Source organism: Povalibacter sp. (genome assembly GCF_036735925.1).
In the GTDB taxonomy this organism is placed as follows: Bacteria; Pseudomonadota; Gammaproteobacteria; order Steroidobacterales; family Steroidobacteraceae; genus Steroidobacter.
The window spans coordinates 65187-81065 of sequence record NZ_DAINNK010000004.1 but is presented as its reverse complement, the minus strand read 5'-3'; the positions used below and the strand labels follow the sequence as shown (position 1 = coordinate 81065).

At 64.0% G+C, this 15879-nt stretch carries 16 protein-coding genes and 1 tRNA gene; 15 read left to right on the top strand and 2 right to left on the bottom strand.

The window, feature by feature from the left end; genetic code table 11:
• The first annotated feature begins 146 nt into the window (after positions 1 to 146).
• The 7 genes from hfq (at position 147) to V7D81_RS02545 (ending at position 6867) form a co-directional block, all read left to right on the top strand.
• Positions 147 to 404: an RNA chaperone Hfq gene (gene hfq / locus V7D81_RS02575; protein WP_324314266.1), complete on the top strand. Its 258-nt coding sequence runs from the start codon at positions 147 to 149 to the stop codon at positions 402 to 404.
• Positions 405 to 499: 95 nt separating this feature from the next.
• Positions 500 to 1843 (top strand): ribosome rescue GTPase HflX, encoded by a 1344-nt coding sequence (gene hflX / locus V7D81_RS02570; protein ID WP_324314264.1) that lies wholly within the window; start codon positions 500 to 502, stop codon positions 1841 to 1843.
• A 31-nt stretch (positions 1844 to 1874) separates the two neighbouring features.
• Positions 1875 to 3035: an FtsH protease activity modulator HflK gene (gene hflK, locus V7D81_RS02565; RefSeq protein ID WP_324314262.1), complete on the top strand. Its 1161-nt coding sequence runs from the start codon at positions 1875 to 1877 to the stop codon at positions 3033 to 3035.
• Positions 3035 to 3907 (top strand): protease modulator HflC, encoded by an 873-nt coding sequence (gene hflC / locus V7D81_RS02560; protein ID WP_324314260.1) that lies wholly within the window; start codon positions 3035 to 3037, stop codon positions 3905 to 3907. Before hflK ends, hflC begins: the two co-directional genes overlap by 1 nt.
• Positions 3908 to 3955: 48 nt before the next feature.
• Positions 3956 to 4147, top strand: a complete 192-nt coding sequence (locus V7D81_RS02555) for a DUF2065 domain-containing protein (RefSeq protein WP_324314258.1) — start codon at positions 3956 to 3958, stop codon at positions 4145 to 4147.
• 23 nt (positions 4148 to 4170) lie between these two features.
• The gene (locus V7D81_RS02550) at positions 4171 to 5463 is read left to right on the top strand and encodes an adenylosuccinate synthase (protein ID WP_324314256.1); all 1293 of its coding nucleotides are present in this window, start codon (positions 4171 to 4173) and stop codon (positions 5461 to 5463) included.
• A 66-nt stretch (positions 5464 to 5529) separates the two neighbouring features.
• Positions 5530 to 6867, top strand: a complete 1338-nt coding sequence (locus V7D81_RS02545; RefSeq protein WP_324314255.1) for a glycerate kinase type-2 family protein — start codon at positions 5530 to 5532, stop codon at positions 6865 to 6867.
• 15 nt (positions 6868 to 6882) lie between these two features.
• Here V7D81_RS02545 and V7D81_RS02540 read toward each other — a convergent pair.
• Positions 6883 to 6967: transfer RNA gene (locus tag V7D81_RS02540), tRNA-Leu, on the bottom strand.
• A 218-nt stretch (positions 6968 to 7185) separates the two neighbouring features.
• Between V7D81_RS02540 and rnr the strand changes: the two genes are divergently transcribed.
• The 8 genes from rnr (at position 7186) to alr (ending at position 14987) form a co-directional block, all read left to right on the top strand.
• On the top strand, positions 7186 to 9435 hold the full coding sequence (rnr, locus tag V7D81_RS02535) for a ribonuclease R (protein WP_324314254.1): 2250 nt from the start codon (positions 7186 to 7188) through the stop codon (positions 9433 to 9435).
• A complete protein-coding gene (rlmB, locus tag V7D81_RS02530) occupies positions 9432 to 10169 on the top strand; it encodes a 23S rRNA (guanosine(2251)-2'-O)-methyltransferase RlmB (protein WP_324314253.1) in 738 nt (245 codons plus the stop codon). Before rnr ends, rlmB begins: the two co-directional genes overlap by 4 nt.
• 221 nt (positions 10170 to 10390) lie before the next feature.
• On the top strand, positions 10391 to 10771 hold the full coding sequence (gene rpsF, locus V7D81_RS02525; protein ID WP_324314252.1) for a 30S ribosomal protein S6: 381 nt from the start codon (positions 10391 to 10393) through the stop codon (positions 10769 to 10771).
• Positions 10772 to 10794: 23 nt separating this feature from the next.
• Complete coding sequence (rpsR, locus tag V7D81_RS02520) at positions 10795 to 11019, top strand: 30S ribosomal protein S18 (protein WP_184329267.1); 225 nt, start codon at positions 10795 to 10797, stop codon at positions 11017 to 11019.
• 50 nt (positions 11020 to 11069) lie between these two features.
• Positions 11070 to 11969 (top strand): hypothetical protein, encoded by a 900-nt coding sequence (locus V7D81_RS02515; protein WP_324314249.1) that lies wholly within the window; start codon positions 11070 to 11072, stop codon positions 11967 to 11969.
• 42 nt (positions 11970 to 12011) lie between these two features.
• Positions 12012 to 12461, top strand: a complete 450-nt coding sequence (gene rplI, locus V7D81_RS02510; protein ID WP_324314248.1) for a 50S ribosomal protein L9 — start codon at positions 12012 to 12014, stop codon at positions 12459 to 12461.
• 25 nt (positions 12462 to 12486) lie between these two features.
• Positions 12487 to 13911 carry a replicative DNA helicase gene (dnaB, locus tag V7D81_RS02505; protein WP_324314247.1) on the top strand — a complete coding sequence of 475 codons (1425 nt, stop codon included), beginning with the start codon at positions 12487 to 12489 and terminating at the stop codon, positions 13909 to 13911.
• On the top strand, positions 13908 to 14987 hold the full coding sequence (alr, locus tag V7D81_RS02500) for an alanine racemase (RefSeq protein WP_324314246.1): 1080 nt from the start codon (positions 13908 to 13910) through the stop codon (positions 14985 to 14987). The genes dnaB and alr overlap by 4 nt, the downstream gene beginning before the upstream one ends.
• Before the next feature lie 105 nt (positions 14988 to 15092).
• On the opposite strand, the gene V7D81_RS02495 is transcribed toward alr, so the two are convergent.
• Positions 15093 to 15857: an FHA domain-containing protein gene (locus V7D81_RS02495; protein WP_324314245.1), complete on the bottom strand. Its 765-nt coding sequence runs from the start codon at positions 15855 to 15857 to the stop codon at positions 15093 to 15095.
• Positions 15858 to 15879: the final 22 nt, after the last annotated feature.

Sequence of the window (15879 nt, the reverse complement as noted above, 5' to 3'; positions counted from 1 at the left end):
CTGGAAACGAAGGCCTCTATGCTAGACTGCGGCACTGCAACGAACGCGAGGATCGGGTTCGTGAGCTGTCCTCCGGCTGCATGGAAGTGGTTCTGCCGGAAACGTTCGTACACAATAATTTCGGAGCAATAACAAGGAGATAAATGATGGCCAGAGGGCAATCATTACAGGATCCGTTCCTGAACACTTTGCGCAAGGAGCGCGTTCCGGTCTCCATTTACCTGGTGAACGGCATCAAGCTGCAAGGTCAGATCGATTCGTTCGATCAGTTCGTCGTTCTGTTGAAGAACAGCGTCAGCCAGATGGTTTACAAGCACGCGATCTCGACGGTCGTCCCGGCGCGCAGCATTCGCGTCCCGACGAGCGATGAGGACGGTGCGGAAACTTCTGCGCCGAGCGAGTGAAACCGGACGAATGATGTCGAAGGCGAGTGACTCGCGGTGCGCTGGTGTGGTTGCGAAGAGTGCTGGACGAATGACCTGGCGAACGGAGAAGCCGGTTGTTTGAGCGTCCACGCAGCGGCGAACGCGCACTGCTGGTTCGTATCGGATTCGGCCAGCCTCCGTCGCAGGATGAACTGACGGAACTCGAGTCTCTCGCCACTTCGGCAGGTGCCGAAGTGCTGGGCGTCATTACCGGTACGCGACGCTCCCCCGATCCACGACTTTTCATTGGCAGCGGCAAGGCGGAAGAAATCCACACCGCGGTGAAGACGCTGGCCGCCGATCTCGTTGTCTTCGATCATCCTTTATCGCCGAGCCAGGAGCGCAATCTCGAAGCGCTCCTGCAGTGTCGGGTCATCGACCGGACTGGTCTGATCCTCGACATCTTCGCGCAGCGCGCCCGCACCTTCGAAGGCCAGCTGCAGGTCGAGCTGGCGCAGCTCAAGCATCTGTCGACGCGGCTGGTCCGCGGCTGGACCCACCTGGAACGTCAGAAGGGCGGTATCGGTCTGCGCGGCCCGGGCGAAACCCAGCTCGAAACCGATCGTCGGCTGCTGGGCAATCGCATCAAGACGCTGAACGCGCGGCTCGACAAGGTTCTCACGCAGCGCGAAACCACGCGTCGCGAACGCAAGCGCGCCGCGATACCGACCGTGGCGCTGGTGGGTTACACGAACGCCGGCAAGTCGACCTTGTTCAACCGGCTCACCGGTGCGGATGCCTTCGCGGCGGATCAGCTGTTCGCCACGCTCGATCCAACGGTACGTCGTCTCGAACTTCCCGACGCCCGCTACGCGCTGCTGGCCGATACCGTCGGCTTCGTGCGCGACCTGCCGCACGAACTGGTGGCGGCGTTCCGCTCGACGTTGCAGGAAGCGCGCGAGGCGACGTTACTGTTGCACGTGGTCGATGCGGCCGATCCCGAGCGCAGCGAACGCATCGAACAGGTCAATCGCGTGCTCGAGGAAGTCGGCGCAGGTTCGCTGCCGCAGATCGAGATCTACAACAAGGCCGACCTGGTCGGAGAGCTGCCGCGTGTCGAACAGGCGGCCGAAGGACATGCCCGACGCATCTGGCTGTCGGCCCAGACCGGTGCAGGAACCGACCTGCTGGTCAATGCCATCGGCGACTTCCTCGGGCCCGAGATCGTCCATGGCCATGTGGTGCTGGCACCGCGATACGGCCGTGCGCGGGCGCGATTCTTCGCCGCCGGTGCAGTAGTCTCCGAGCAGACGTTGCCGGGTGGCGAGACGGATCTGGAAATTTCCATGCCCCGCCGGGCATTTGAAGACCTGTGTCGGACTGAGGGATTGCCCGATACGGGCCTCGATCCATCACAAACTTGTGCCCCCGGCGAGCCATTCCTACAATCGCGCGTTCCGACCCGCTGGCTCAGCTGATTTTTTTCCCCCGGAGAGTGACCGAGTTCTTATGGCCTGGAATGAATCCGGCGGAAATTCCGGCGGCAAGCGCAATAACCCCTGGGGCGGTGGCGGCAACAAGCCGGACCAGGGTCCTCCCGATCTCGATGAAGTCGTGCGCAATCTGCAGCGGCGCTTATCGGGGATCTTCGGTGGTGGCGGCGGACCGCGTGGCACGGGTGCGTCACCCGCTGCCCGGGGATTCGGCATCGGCACCATTGCGGTTGTCCTGGTACTCATCTGGGCATTTACCGGCCTGTACCAGGTCGATGCGGCGGAACGCGGCGTCGTCCTGCGCTTCGGCAAGCACGTCGCGACCACCCAGCCGGGCCTGCGCTGGCACCTGCCGTGGCCCATCGAAACGCGACAGCTCGTCAACACCCAGACCATCGAGAGCTTCAGCGAAACCACACGCATGCTGACGGCCGACGAAAACCTCGTCGACATCAATCTCGAAGTCCAGTATCGCCGCGCCGAGCCGCTCGACTACGTGTTCAACGTCGAATCGCCGGACACGACGCTGCGCGAAGTCAGCGAAAGCGCGATCCGCGAAATCATCGGCCGCAGCAAGCTGGACTACGTTCTGGAATCCGGCCGTCTCGACATCGTCGTGCGAACCAAGGAGCTGATCCAGCGCACGATCGATGCCTACAAGACCGGTATCGAGGTGACCTCGGTCAACCTGCAGGACGTCCGGGTGCCGAACGAGGTATCGCCGGCCCAGCAGGACGCCATCAAGGCCCGCGAAGACCGCGATCGCTTCTCACTCGCTGCGCAGGCGTATGCGAACGACATCATCCCGCGTGCGCGCGGCGCCGCGGTCCGCGAAATCCAGGACGCGCATGCCTATCAGGCCCGCAAGATCGCCGATGCCGAAGGCGAAACGCAGCGCTTCGGCAAGCTGCTGGCCGAATACGAGCGTGCGCCTGCCGTCACCCGCGAACGCCTCTACCTCGAGACGCTGGAGCAGGTGCTGAAGTCGAGCAAGAAGGTGGTGCTCGATACGTCGGGGGGCAGCGGCAATCTCATTTATCTGCCCATCGACAAACTGCTCGAGCAGCAGGGCAAGCGCCCGCGCGTCGAGACGACGGAAGCGGCTGGGACATTCGAGTCTGGTGCGACGGGAACCGGCAATCAGGCTGTCGAGCGCCGCACGCGAGGAACACGCTGATGGCGAATCGTGCATTTCTTGGCTTGATCGCCGTTGCTGCGGTGGCCTTGCTGATGGCCATGTCGGCTTTCACCGTGCGCGAAACGGAGATGGCCATCAAGTTCCGTTTCCGCGAAATCGTCGAGGCCGACTATCAGCCCGGCCTGCATTTCATGATCCCGATGGTCAATGAGGTGCAGAAGTTCGACAAGCGCGTGCGCACCGGCAATGTGCCGCCGGAGCAGTTCCTGACCAGCGAAGGCAAGATCCTGCGCATCGATTTCTACATCAAGTGGCGCATCCAGGACGTGGCGACGTTCTATACGTCGACCTCCGGCGGCGATTCCAAGATCGCTGAAGCGCGTCTCGGCGCCATCGTGAAGGACGGCATCAAGGGCGTGATTGCCCGCCGCACGATCCAGCAGGTCGTGGCGGCCGAGCGTGCCGAGTTCACGGGCGAAATCCTGAAGCTGGCGGAAGCCAATGCTCGCGGCCTCGGTCTGCAGCTCGTCGACGTGCGGGTGAAGAAGATCGATCTGCCGGAAGAGGTCAGCGAGTCGGTGTTCAACCGCATGCGTCAGGACTTCGATCGTCAGGCGAAGCGCCTGCGCGCGGAAGGCGATGAAAACGCCGAAAAGCTGCGCGCCGAGGCGGACCGTCAACGCACCGAAATTCTCGCCGAGGCCTATCGGGAAGCTGAGGGCATCCGCGGCGAAGGCGATGCGAAATCGACGGAGATTTACGCCCGCACGTATTCCCGCAACGCCGATTTCTATTCGTTCTATCGCAGCATGGAGGCTTATCGCGAAGCGATCGGAACGGACAGCGACGTGCTGGTCATTTCGCCGGACAGCGAGTTCTTCAAGTACCTCAATCGTTCCACCAGGCGTTGAGTTGTCGACGGCGCCTCGGCGCGATTTACGGCGTGTTCCGAGGCGTGCATGAACTGGTCTGACCTGCTGGCAGCGTTTGCGCTCTATCTCGTGCTCGAAGGCATCATGCCGTTCGTCAATCCCCAGGGAATGAAGCGCTTCATGCTGACCATGGCGCAGTTCGCCGATCAGCACCTGCGTCTCTGGGGTTTCATCAGCATGGCGGCGGGGCTGGTGCTCCTGTACGTCGTGCGTTCCTGAATCATCATTTTCTGCGTGCTCCTATGAACAAGAACGTTGTCGTGATCGGCGCCCAGTGGGGCGACGAAGGCAAGGGCAAGATCGTCGATCTGCTCACCGATCGCGTGTCGGCCGTCGTGCGTTTCCAGGGCGGACACAACGCAGGTCACACGCTCGTCCTCAACGGACGCAAGACCATCCTGCGACTGATCCCGTCCGGCATCCTGCACGATGGCGTGACCTGCTTCATCGGCAACGGCGTGGTGGTGTCGCCGAAGGCGCTGTTCGAGGAAATCGGCGAATTGCAGCGCGCAGGCATCGACGCGCCGAAACGCTTGCGCATTTCGGAGGCGTGTCCGCTGATCCTGCCGTATCACGTGGCCCTCGATCAGGCGCGTGAAACGGCGATGGGCGCCGCCAAGATCGGCACGACGGGACGCGGCGTCGGTCCGGCCTACGAAGACAAGGTCGCACGCCGCGCCATCCGCGTGCAGGACCTGTTCGCCCGCGAACGTTTCGCCGCCAAGCTCGGCGAAGTGCTCGATTACCACAACTTCGTGCTGCGCAATTACTTCAAGGTCGAGACGATCGATTTCCAGAAGACCCTGGACGAAGCGCTGCAGTTCGCCGATCAGCTCCGGCCGATGGTTGCAGACGTATCCGCCGAGGTGAACGCATTGATCCGTGCGGGCAAACGCCTGCTGTTCGAAGGTGCGCAGGCCGCGTTGCTGGACGTCGACCACGGCACGTATCCCTTCGTGACGTCGAGCAACTGTGTGGCGGGGCAGGCATCGGCGGGTGCCGGCGTCGGTCCGCAGCATCTCGACTACGTGCTAGGTGTGGCCAAGGCATACGCAACCCGCGTCGGCAGCGGACCGTTTCCCACCGAACTCGACGACGAAGTCGGCGAACACCTGCGCGTCAAGGGCAATGAATATGGATCGGTGACGGGGCGCCCGCGGCGTTGCGGCTGGTTCGATGCGGCCGGTCTGCGTCGCGTCGTCGAACTCAACGGCGTTTCGGGGCTCTGCATCACCAAGCTCGACGTGCTCGATGGCCTCGATACCGTGCGCGTCGCGGTGGGCTACAAGGTGCGCGGCGAGCGGCGCGACATGCTGCCGGTCGGTGCGGAGGCGCTGGCCATCTGCGAACCGATCTATGAAGAGCACGCCGGCTGGAAGGAAAGCACGTACGGCGTGAAGTCGTTCGATGCATTGCCGGCCAATGCACAGGCGTACCTGCGCCGGCTCGAGCAACTCGTCGGTGCACCCATTGCCATCATTTCCACGGGCCCGGATCGGGCCGAGACCATCATTGTCCGTAATCCGCTCGACTGATCCCGCGCGCCATGACGCCTCATCGCGGACAGGAATTCCCCGGTCCGCGGTTGCCTTGAATCTGCCGTGATTCATTCCCCGGATACACGGCGCGAACTCCTCAAAGGTCTGTTTGCTGCAGCCGTCGATGCCGCACGCGGCGATCGCGTGATTTCGGCTGCGTCGTGCGTAGACGCCAATCGCTGGATTTATAGCGGACCAGGTGAATCCTTCGAACTGGCGCTGCCGACCCGAACGGGACGCGTCATCGTGATCGGCGCGGGCAAGGCAGCGGCCAGCATGGCCGCGGCGATGGAAAGAGTGCTCGGCGAGCATCTCGACAGCGGCCTCGTCATCGTCAAGGCCGGCGGTGCGTTGCCGTTGCGACGCATCGAGTGTCGTGAAGGCGGGCACCCGGTGCCGGATGAGGCAAGCATTCGTGCAACCCGCGAACTGCTCCATCTTGTCGACGATGCGCAGCCGGAAGACACGGTATTCCTGCTGCTGAGCGGCGGCGCCTCATCGTTGCTGTGTCTGCCGGTCGATGGCATCACGTTGGTCGAGAAAGCGACGGCGCATCGCCTGCTGGTGAACAGCGGCGCTTCGATCGCGGAGATCAACGCCGTGCGCAAGCATCTGTCCGCGGTGAAGGGCGGTCGATTGCGGCTGCGATGCCGCGCGACGACGTTCTGCACGCTCGCCATCTCGGATGTCATCGGCGACGATCCGTCGACCATCGGTTCCGGGCCGAGCGTTGCCGATGCGACGACGTTCGACGATGCTCTGGCGGTTCTCGACAAGTACGGTCTTAATCGCATCATGCCGGCTGCAGTCATGGCGCATCTGCGCCGAGGCGGCGGAAAAACGCCGAATTCTGGCGATGTGGATGCGCGTCACTATCGCGTGATCGCCGGCAATGCCAGCGCGCTCGATGCAGCGGCCGCGTTTGCCCGTGGTCAGGGCTGCGATGTCAGGATTCTCACCGCCGCGATGCAGGGACATACCCACGACGCAGCACGCGAGTTCGCGAAGACGCTGCGAGAACTGACGGCAAAGCGAACGGCAGGCGATCCGCCGCTGATCGTGCTGGCGGGCGGGGAGACCACGCTGCTGGTCACCGGTCGTGGCACGGGCGGTCGCAATCAGGAGTTCGCACTCGTCGCAGGTCTGCATCTGCAGGGCACGCACGACATCACCCTGCTCGCCGCCGGCAGTGACGGCACGGATGGCCCGACCGATGCGGCCGGAGCGTTCGCCGATGGAGCGACATCACAACGTGCCGCCGCGATCGGTCGCGACCCGCAGGCGAGCCTCGACGACAACGACGTCTACCCGCTGCTCGAAACCATGGGAGATCTGTACCGGTCGGGTCCGACCGGTACGAACGTCATGGATCTGGTGGCCGCCGTGATCGGCGGAACGTGATCTGCTGGAATCGAATGGTGCCCAGGAGAGGACTCGAACCTCCAAGGATCGCTCCACTGGTACCTGAAACCAGCGCGTCTACCAATTCCGCCACCTGGGCAAGGGAGGGAAGGGGCCGGGCCCCGCAAGGCGCGCAAATCTACCGATGACACCCCGGAGTGTCAATGAACACCATCGACGCCGGCGAAGTTAGTCCAGAGAGCCGACGTCGCGAACACGCGCTTAGGTGAAGTCCTTAAGCGAACCGCGCATCCTTGCGCATTCATCGATCCCGCAAGACGCGCGCACTGTGCGTCGCAGGGATCCCAACCAGTTGTTATGAAACGTAAAACCAAGACAAAGAAAGCATCCCCGGCCAAGAGCCGGAATCCTGCGCGGTCGCGTCCGACTGCGCGTCCCCCAGCGGCAGACGCGAAATTCGCCGTCGAGCCCGCGCTGACGCAGGCCGGTCGGCCGCTGTTGTTCGACGAGCTTGCCGTTCGCGTAGGTGCCACGACGGCGCCGAAACGCAAGCGCCTGCAGGCGCAGCTCGATGCGTCGTTGCATGCCGGCGAGATCGTCCGCAATCGTCGCGACGAATACTGCCTGCGTGAGTTCCTGACGTTGACGGTCGGCACGGTCAGTGGCCATCGCGACGGACACGGCTTCGTGCATCCGGACGATCGCTCGCCGCCCATCATCCTGTCGTATCGACAGATGCGCGAAGTCATGCATGGCGACCGGGTCGCCGTGCGCCTGAGCGGCACCGATCATCGCGGTCGTCCGGAAGGCAGCATCGTCAAAGTGCTCGAACGCGGGACGACCGAAATCGTCGGTCGCCTGTACGAAGAGTCCGGAATCAGTTTCGTGATTCCCGACAACCCGCGCATCGGTCACCGCGTGCTGGTGCCGCGCGGACGCATCGGCGACGCCAGGCCGGGCCAGGTCGTGCTGGTCACGATCGACGAACAGCCCTCGAAGACCGCGCAGCCGCTGGGCCACGTGGTCCGCGTGCTGGGCGAGCACACGGCGCCGGGCATGGAAACCGACATCGCCATCCATTCGCACGGACTGCCGTTCGAGTTTCCCGCAGAAGCAGTGGCGCAGGCGGAGGCGTATGGCAGCGCCGTCAGTGTTGCGGCGAAACGCGGCCGGGAAGATTTGCGCGATGTCGGTCTGGTGACGATCGATGGCGAAGACGCGCGCGATTTCGACGACGCCGTGTGGTGCGAGCCGGTGCGCGGCGGCTGGCGCCTGATCGTGGCGATTGCCGATGTCGCAAGCTATGTATCGCCGCATTCGCCGCTCGACCAGGAAGCGCAGCATCGAGGTACTTCGGTGTATTTCCCGAACCGCGTGCTGCCGATGCTGCCCGAGGCCCTGTCGAACGGCCTGTGTTCGCTCAATCCGAAAGTGGACCGGCTGTGCCTGTGCTGCGAGATGCGGGTCAATGCACAGGGCAAGATCACGCGCTCGCGATTCTTCGAGGGATTGATGAACTCGAAGGCGCGCCTCACGTACACCAAGGTGGCCGCGTGGCTCGCGAATCCGAACGCCGCGCACGATGCGGACGTGATCGCCAACGGCGCGACGCTGCGCAATCTGCACGATCTGTTTCGTGCGCTCCATGCCGCGCGCCTGCGGCGCGGTGCGCTGGAGTTCGACGCGCCGGAATTGAAGGTCCGCTTCGATGCCGAAGGTCGCATCGCCGCCTTCGTCGAACAGCCGCGCAACGATGCGCACCGGCTGATCGAGGAATGCATGATTTCCGCGAACGTCGAAGCGGCGAAGTTCCTGCGCAAGCACCGCATCCCGACGCTGTATCGCGTGCACGGCCAGCCGGAAGAAGATCGTCTCGAGAAGCTGCGCGAATTCCTGCGCGGATTCGCCATCGAGCTGCCGCGTGATCGCGATCTGGAGCCGCAGGACCTGAACGCGGTGCTGCAGCGGATCGTCGGCAACGAAGAGGCGCATCTGATCCAGACCGTGGTCATCCGCTCGATGCCGCAGGCCAGCTACCAGCCGGAAAACATCGGCCATTTCGGTCTGGCACTGGCGGAGTACGCGCACTTCACGTCGCCGATCCGGCGCTATCCGGACCTGCTGGTGCATCGTGGCATTCGCCATGTGCTGCGCGGCGGCAATGCCAGTACGTTCGAATACGGTCCGGCACGCATGGTCGAACTCGGTCAGCAGACCTCGTTCACCGAACGGCGCGCCGACGAAGCCACCCGCGATGCCATGTCGTGGCTGAAGTGCGAGTACATGCAGGACAAGATCGGCGAGGAATTCGATGCACTGGTCACCGGTGTGGTCGACTTCGGTCTGTTCGTGCAGGCGAAAGGGCTGCAGATCGACGGACTCGTGCACGTCAGCTCGCTGGGGGCCGATTACTTCTCGCGCGACAAGTCCGGCTATCGGCTGGTCGGTGCGCGCAGCGGCCGGGTTTTCCGGCTCGGCGATCATCTGCGCGTGCGCCTGATCAATGTGATCATCGACGAACGCAAGATCGATTTCGAACTGGCAGAAGCCCGTTCCGCGCCGCCGATGGTGCGCGGGCCGTGGGCGCGACGACGGGGCAGGCGATGAGCGACGAGGCAATCGTATTCGGGCTGCACGCGGTGCGGACCCTGCTGCAGCAGCATCCGCAGAAGGCTTCGCTGCTGATCCTGCAGAAAGGCCGGGAAGACGCGCGCGTCGCTGAAGTGACGAAGCTGGCGCAGGCCGCGGGCGTCCGTATCGCGCATCGCGATGCGGGTGAACTGGACCGTCTCGCCGCTGGCGATCGTCATCAGGGTGTGTGCGTGCAGATCAAGTCCGCAGGTGTACTGGGCGAAGGCGCACTCGATGAACTGCTCGACAAGACCTCGACACCGCTGCTGCTGATCCTCGATGGCGTGCAGGATCCTCACAATCTCGGTGCCTGTCTGCGTACCGCGGACGCCGTCGGCGTGACGGCGGTGATCGTGCCGCGCGATCGTGCGGCGGGCCTGTCGCCGGTCGTGCGTAAAGTCGCTTCCGGCGCTGCGGAGACCGTGCCGCTGATTCAGGTCGTCAATCTCGCGCGCACGCTGCGCTGGCTCAAGGACCGGCAGGTGTGGATCGTCGGCACCGACGATGAGGCGCCGAAGACGATCTATCAGACGGACCTCAAGGGGCCGCTGGCCATCGTGCTCGGCGCCGAAGGTCCAGGTCTGCGGCGGCTGACCAAGGAGAATTGCGATGCGCTGGTCGGCATCCCGATGAAGGGCGTAGTGGAAAGCCTGAATGTGTCGGTGGCGACGGGCGTCGTGCTGTACGAGGCATTGCGGCAGCGGAGCTGACTGCCTTCTTCGTGTAGGTCAGGCTTTAGCCTGACTCTGGAAAAGCCGGCTGAAGCCGGCCCCACAGGAAGCAAGAAGGCTTGGTTGCGCCGTGGAGGGGCCTTCCGCTACCATTCGCGCCCGTTTTGCGCCCGGGTTCCGGGCACAGGCGGTCAATCGTTCCGTAACTCCTTGCTTCACCGGAATTAATCACCCGGGAAGCATCCCCATGAGGAGCAGCAATGCGACATTATGAGATTGTGTTTCTGGTCCACCCTGACCAGAGCGAACAGGTTCCGGCTATGCTGGAACGCTACAAGGGCATGATCAGCGCCGGCAACGGCGTCATTCACCGCCTGGAAGACTGGGGCCGCCGTCAGCTGGCGTTTCCCATCAACAAGATCCACAAGGCGCACTACGTTCTGCTGAACATCGAGTGCGACGGCAAGACCCTCAACGAACTGACCGGCGCGTTCCGCTTCAGCGACGCCGTCCTGCGTCATCTCGTGATCAAGATGGACAAGGCCGTCACCGAACCCTCGCCGATGGCGAAGTCGGCTGACGAATCGCGCGATTCGCGCTTTGCCGATGACGAAGACGATTCGCCGTCCGCGTCCGCCTGATCCGCTTACCTGAGGTTACTGCCATGTCCCGCTTTTTCCGCCGCCGCAAGTTCTGCCGTTTCACGGCCGAAGGCATCGAACAGATCGACTACAAGGATCTGGGCATTCTCAAGGCCTACATCACGGAAACCGGCAAGATCGTGCCGAGCCGTATCACGGGCACGAAGTCGCACTACCAGCGTCAGCTCGCCGTCGCCGTGAAGCGCGCGCGCTACCTGGCGCTGCTGCCGTACACCGATCAGCACTAAAGAACCGTCGTCGAGAGGCGCGCCGCGCTTGACGCCGGCGCGCTGATTCCATGCATCAAGCAATCGCAGCCTGGCTGACCGAACGCCCCTGGCGAGCGGCACTCGCTGCGGCCATCTGCGGCACGTTTTCGCTGCAGATGCTGATGCCCTTCATGGTGCTGGCCGGCGCGATTCCCGTGCTGGTCGCCCTGAAGGTCGAGTCGAAACAGGCATTGGTGGCGGCAGCGACGGCTGCCGCTGCAGCCATCTGGATCGTGGTGTCGCTGGCGCCGGATGCGTCCTGGTTGATTGCCGGCGTTCTGATCCTGATCTTCGGGCCGGTGCTGCTGGCGCTGCTGCTGAAACAGACCGGTTCGCTGAATCTGTGTTTTCAGGTGGCGGTCGCAGCGGTCGCGGTTGCGGTGCTCGGCGTGCATCTGGGCCTGCCGGATCCGGCCTCGGTGTGGGTGGAACTGCTGAAGCGCGTCATCGAGTCGATGGAGAGCGCCGGTCTGCATTTCGCTGGCGATACCGACGCGATGATCGCGATCTGGTCACGCACGATGTGGGGCGCCCTGGCGGCCCTGACATTGGCCACCCTGCTCGGGGCGCTGTTCCTGGGCTGCTGGTGGCAGACGTTGCTGGATTCGCCGGGCAGGTTCGGTGCAGAGTACCGGCAGCTGCGGCTCGGGCGTGTGCTCGGGCTCGCGGTGACGGCGCTGTTCGTCGCTGCGTTTCTGTCGGACTCGGCGCTGATCGCGTCGCTGGCGTGGGTGGCGTTCACGGCCCTGTCGTTCCAGGGACTCGCCGCCGCTCATCGCAGCAAGGCCGGCGGTCGCCTGAATCGCGGCTGGCTGGCGGCGATTTACGTATTGCTGATCGTGCCGTTGTCGATGTCGATCACGGTGCTGGTGCTGGCGATCTGGGGCTTTGCCGACAACTGGCTGCGTCCCCGGACCCAGACGGTCTGAGAAGGCCAGGGTTGTTCAAGTTCTTGAAGGTGTAGGTGTCCTATGGAAGTCATTCTGCTGCAGAAGGTTGCGAACCTCGGCAACATCGGCGATCGCGTCAAGGTGAAGTCCGGTTACGGCCGCAACTTCCTGCTGCCCAAGGGCAAGGCGACGCTGGCCACGGCCGATAACGTCGCGAAGTTCGAATCGCGTCGCGCCGAGATCGAAAAGGCCGCGAAGGTGGAACTCGATGCCGCGCAGGCGCGCGCCACGAAGTTCGAGGGCTTCAAGCTCACGCTGACCGCGAAGGCGGGCGGCGAGGGCAAGCTGTTCGGTTCGGTCGGCACCACCGACATCGCCGACGGTCTGCGTAAGGCCGGTCACGACGTCGAGCGTTCGGAAGTGCGCCTGCCGCACGGACCGATCCGTCAGGCCGGCGAGCACGTCGTGCAGATCCATCTGCACACCGACCTGACGCTGGACCTGCCGGTCGTCGTCATCGGCGAAGAGTAAGAGCCGCAGCGCGGCGGCCGCAGCGATGGCGGAGAGCGACGCCAAGATCCCGTTCGGCGGTTCACGCTGGGCGCGCGAGAAGGCGATCGTCGACGACATCCGGGTGCCGCCGCATTCGGTGGAAGCCGAACAGGCCGTCCTCGGCGGCCTGATGCTCGACAACCGCGGCTGGGATGCCATCGCCGACCGCGTCACCGCCGACGACTTCTATCGTCGCGATCACCAGCTCATCTTTGCCGGCATCGCCGATCTCGCGGCCCGCAGCGAGCCGTTCGATGCGGTCACGCTGTCCGAGGCGCTGGAGCGCAAGGGACAGTCCGAAGAGGCGGGCGGCCTGATCTATCTCGCCGGCCTCGTCCGCGACACGCCCAGCGCCGCCAACATCCGCGCCTACGCCGAGATCGTTCGCAATCGCTCGGTCCTGCGCAAACTCATTTCGGTCGGCGGCGCCATCGCCAACAGTGCCTACGATCCCGAAGGGCGCGAAGCCAGCGAGATCGTCGACGAAGCCGAACGCCTGGTATTCGAGATCGCCGAGAGCGGCGGCAAGGCCGGCTCGGGCTTCGTACCGCTCCGGAACGAACTGGGCACCATCATCGATCGCCTCGACATGCTGGCCCAGAACAAGGGTCAGCTCACCGGCGTCAGCACGGGATTCAACCGCCTCGACGAAATGACGGCAGGCCTGCAGAAGGGCGATCTCGTCGTGATCGCCGGCCGGCCTTCGATGGGCAAGACCACTTTCGCGCTGAACATTGCCGAGAACGCCGCCTTCGGCCCGAAGAAATGCAAGGTCGGCATCTTCAGCATGGAAATGTCGCGCGACTCGCTGGCCTTCCGCATGGTGTCCTCGCTCGGTCGCGTCGACCAGAGTCACCTGCGCGTCGGCAACATCGATGGCGAGGAATGGTCGCGCGTGAACACTGCGATCAGCATGATGAAGGAAGCGCCGATCTTCATCGACGACACCGGTGCGCTGACGCCCACCGATGTGCGCGCCCGCGCCCGCCGCCTCAAGCGCGAGCACGGACTCGACCTGATCGTGCTCGACTACCTGCAGCTGATGCAGGTGTCCGGCAACACGGAGAATCGCGCCACGGAGATTTCCGAGATTTCGCGCTCCCTCAAGGCGCTGGCGAAGGAGCTGGGCGTGCCGCTCATCGCGCTGTCGCAGCTGAATCGCAGTGTCGAACAGCGCACGGACAAGAAGCCGGTGATGTCGGATCTGCGCGAGTCGGGCGCCATCGAGCAGGACGCCGACCTGATCATGATGATTTATCGCGAAGAGGTGTACGACAAGAACACCACGCGCAAGGGCATCGCCGACATCATCATCGCCAAGCAGCGTAACGGCGAGATCGGCGAATTCCCGCTCACCTTCCTCGGCAAGTACACGAAGTTCGAAAACTTCGCGCCCGAGTATTCCTACGGCGACGGTCCGCAGCGGTGAGCTTTCCCACCGCGACGCTGGACGGCGACGCGCTGCGACACAATCTCGCCGCGGTTCGCCGCCTCGCCGCCAGTTCGCGCGTCATGGCGGTCATCAAGGCCAATGCTTACGGACACGGCATCGTCGAGGCCGCTCGCGCGCTGGCCTCGGCCGATGCCTTCGGCGTTGCGCGCATCGTCGAGGGGCTCACGTTGCGTGCGGAGGGCGTCACGGCGCCGATCGTGCTGCTCGAAGGCGTGTTCAGTGCCGATGAACTGCAGCAGGCTGCGGCGAACGATTTCGAACTGGTCGTGCATTCGCTCGAGCAGGTGGCGCAGCTGGAGCAGTCGGGCGGTCATCGCTTCGATGTCTGGCTCAAGCTCAACACCGGCATGAACCGGCTCGGCGTCACGCCGCAGCAGTTCGATACAGCCCGACAACGACTGCAGCGTTGTGCCGCCGTCGGACGTGTTCGCCTGATGACGCATCTGTTCGGTGCGGAAGAGGCGGGCGGCGCCGGCACGCGCAGCCAGATCGGTCATTTCCTGTCGCTCGTGTCCGGTCTGAATCTCGAGCGCAGCATCGCCAACTCGGCGGGCCTCCTCGTCTGGCCGGAAGCGCGGACCGAATGGGTTCGCCCGGGGCTCATGCTGTATGGCATTTCGCCGCTGCCGCACCGGGATGCGGGCAGTCTCGGGCTGCGACCGGCGATGACGCTGACCACCCGGCTGATTGCCGTGCAGCGTGTGTTGACGGGCGAAGGCGTGGGCTACAACGCGCTGTGGCGCGCGCCGCGCGATTCGCTCATTGGTATTGCCGCCATCGGCTATGGCGACGGTTATGCGCGCAACGTACGCAGCGGTGCGCCGGTGCTGGTCAATGGTCATCCGGCGCAGGTCGCGGGGCGCGTGTCGATGGACATGACGGCCATCGATGTCAGCGACGTGCCGAACGCGAAGATCGGCGACCCGGTGGTGCTGTGGGGCGACGGTGTGCCCGCGGAGAAGGTGGCGCCGTACGCCGATACGATTGCGTACGAACTCGTTTGCGGAATTGCGCAGCGGGTGACGCGGGTGTGGAAAGCGGAGGCCGGCTGAAGCCGGCCCCACAGAAGATTTTGGTGTGGGGCCGGCTTCAGCCGGCCGTTGCGGGAGAGTCAGGCTGAAGCCTGACCTACAGCAGGACAAGGATCCGGGAAGGGATCAGCTCTCGAAGAATCCCATCTTCACGCCCGCCAGCAGGATCACATCGTTGTCCTTGAGCTTGCGTGCCTGTTCGCCGGTGCCCTGGCCGTTGACCAGCGGATAGTCGCCGGGCTTGCCGCTGTCGACGTGCACGATGAAGAAACCATCGGCGCGACGCGTGATGGCTGCGACCTGTACGCCAGGACGACCCAGCGTCGTGAGAGCCTTGTTCAATTCGAGTTCGCGGCCGGCAAACGCGCCGCTCAACACCTGCAGCTTGGCTTTCGGCAGCGCGACCGGGTGTTCGCCGGTGGCGCTCGTCGGCGCCTGGCGGATCGCTGTGGAGGAGGAAGATGACGCCGGAGCAGCTTTCGGTGCCGGCGCTTCCGGAGCAGGAGCGATTGCCGAGGCCTTCTTCGCTGCTGCCGCAGCGACTGCCGAGCCCGGCGTGATGATCATGGTCTTCTCGAACTCGTCCTGTTCGGAATCCAGGCTCTGGGTGTCCACGAAGCGCAGCTGATGGTGACCGACGGTGACGACGTCGCCGTGCTGCAGCGCATGCTTCTTGATCAGCTTGCCGTTGACGTAGGTGCCATTGGTGCTGTTCAGGTCCTCGAGGAACGAGTCGTTGAGGATGTTGATGACCAGGGAGTGATGTCCGCTGACAGCCGGGTTGTCGATGCGGATGTCGTTATCCGGCAGGCGACCCACCGTGTAACGTTCCTTGTTCATGTTGTATTCGGCCATCACCTGGCCATCCAGGCTAAGGATCAACCGTGCCATGTCTTGTGCCTCGTCCCCAATG

What these genes read in the sequence shown, in the direction of transcription:
- rpsR (WP_184329267.1), top strand. Translation starts at nt 10,795, where the DNA reads ATGTCCCGCTTTTTCCGCCGCCGCAAGTTCTGCCGTTTCACGGCCGAA.
- V7D81_RS02515 (WP_324314249.1), top strand. Translation starts at nt 11,070, where the DNA reads ATGCATCAAGCAATCGCAGCCTGGCTGACCGAACGCCCCTGGCGAGCG.
- rnr (WP_324314254.1), top strand. Translation starts at nt 7,186, where the DNA reads ATGAAACGTAAAACCAAGACAAAGAAAGCATCCCCGGCCAAGAGCCGG.
- V7D81_RS02495 (WP_324314245.1), bottom strand. Translation starts at nt 15,857, where the DNA reads ATGGCACGGTTGATCCTTAGCCTGGATGGCCAGGTGATGGCCGAATAC.
- hflC (WP_324314260.1), top strand. Translation starts at nt 3,035, where the DNA reads ATGGCGAATCGTGCATTTCTTGGCTTGATCGCCGTTGCTGCGGTGGCC.
- rpsF (WP_324314252.1), top strand. Translation starts at nt 10,391, where the DNA reads ATGCGACATTATGAGATTGTGTTTCTGGTCCACCCTGACCAGAGCGAA.
- V7D81_RS02550 (WP_324314256.1), top strand. Translation starts at nt 4,171, where the DNA reads ATGAACAAGAACGTTGTCGTGATCGGCGCCCAGTGGGGCGACGAAGGC.
- hfq (WP_324314266.1), top strand. Translation starts at nt 147, where the DNA reads ATGGCCAGAGGGCAATCATTACAGGATCCGTTCCTGAACACTTTGCGC.
- rlmB (WP_324314253.1), top strand. Translation starts at nt 9,432, where the DNA reads ATGAGCGACGAGGCAATCGTATTCGGGCTGCACGCGGTGCGGACCCTG.
- dnaB (WP_324314247.1), top strand. Translation starts at nt 12,487, where the DNA reads ATGGCGGAGAGCGACGCCAAGATCCCGTTCGGCGGTTCACGCTGGGCG.
- rplI (WP_324314248.1), top strand. Translation starts at nt 12,012, where the DNA reads ATGGAAGTCATTCTGCTGCAGAAGGTTGCGAACCTCGGCAACATCGGC.
- V7D81_RS02555 (WP_324314258.1), top strand. Translation starts at nt 3,956, where the DNA reads ATGAACTGGTCTGACCTGCTGGCAGCGTTTGCGCTCTATCTCGTGCTC.
- hflK (WP_324314262.1), top strand. Translation starts at nt 1,875, where the DNA reads ATGGCCTGGAATGAATCCGGCGGAAATTCCGGCGGCAAGCGCAATAAC.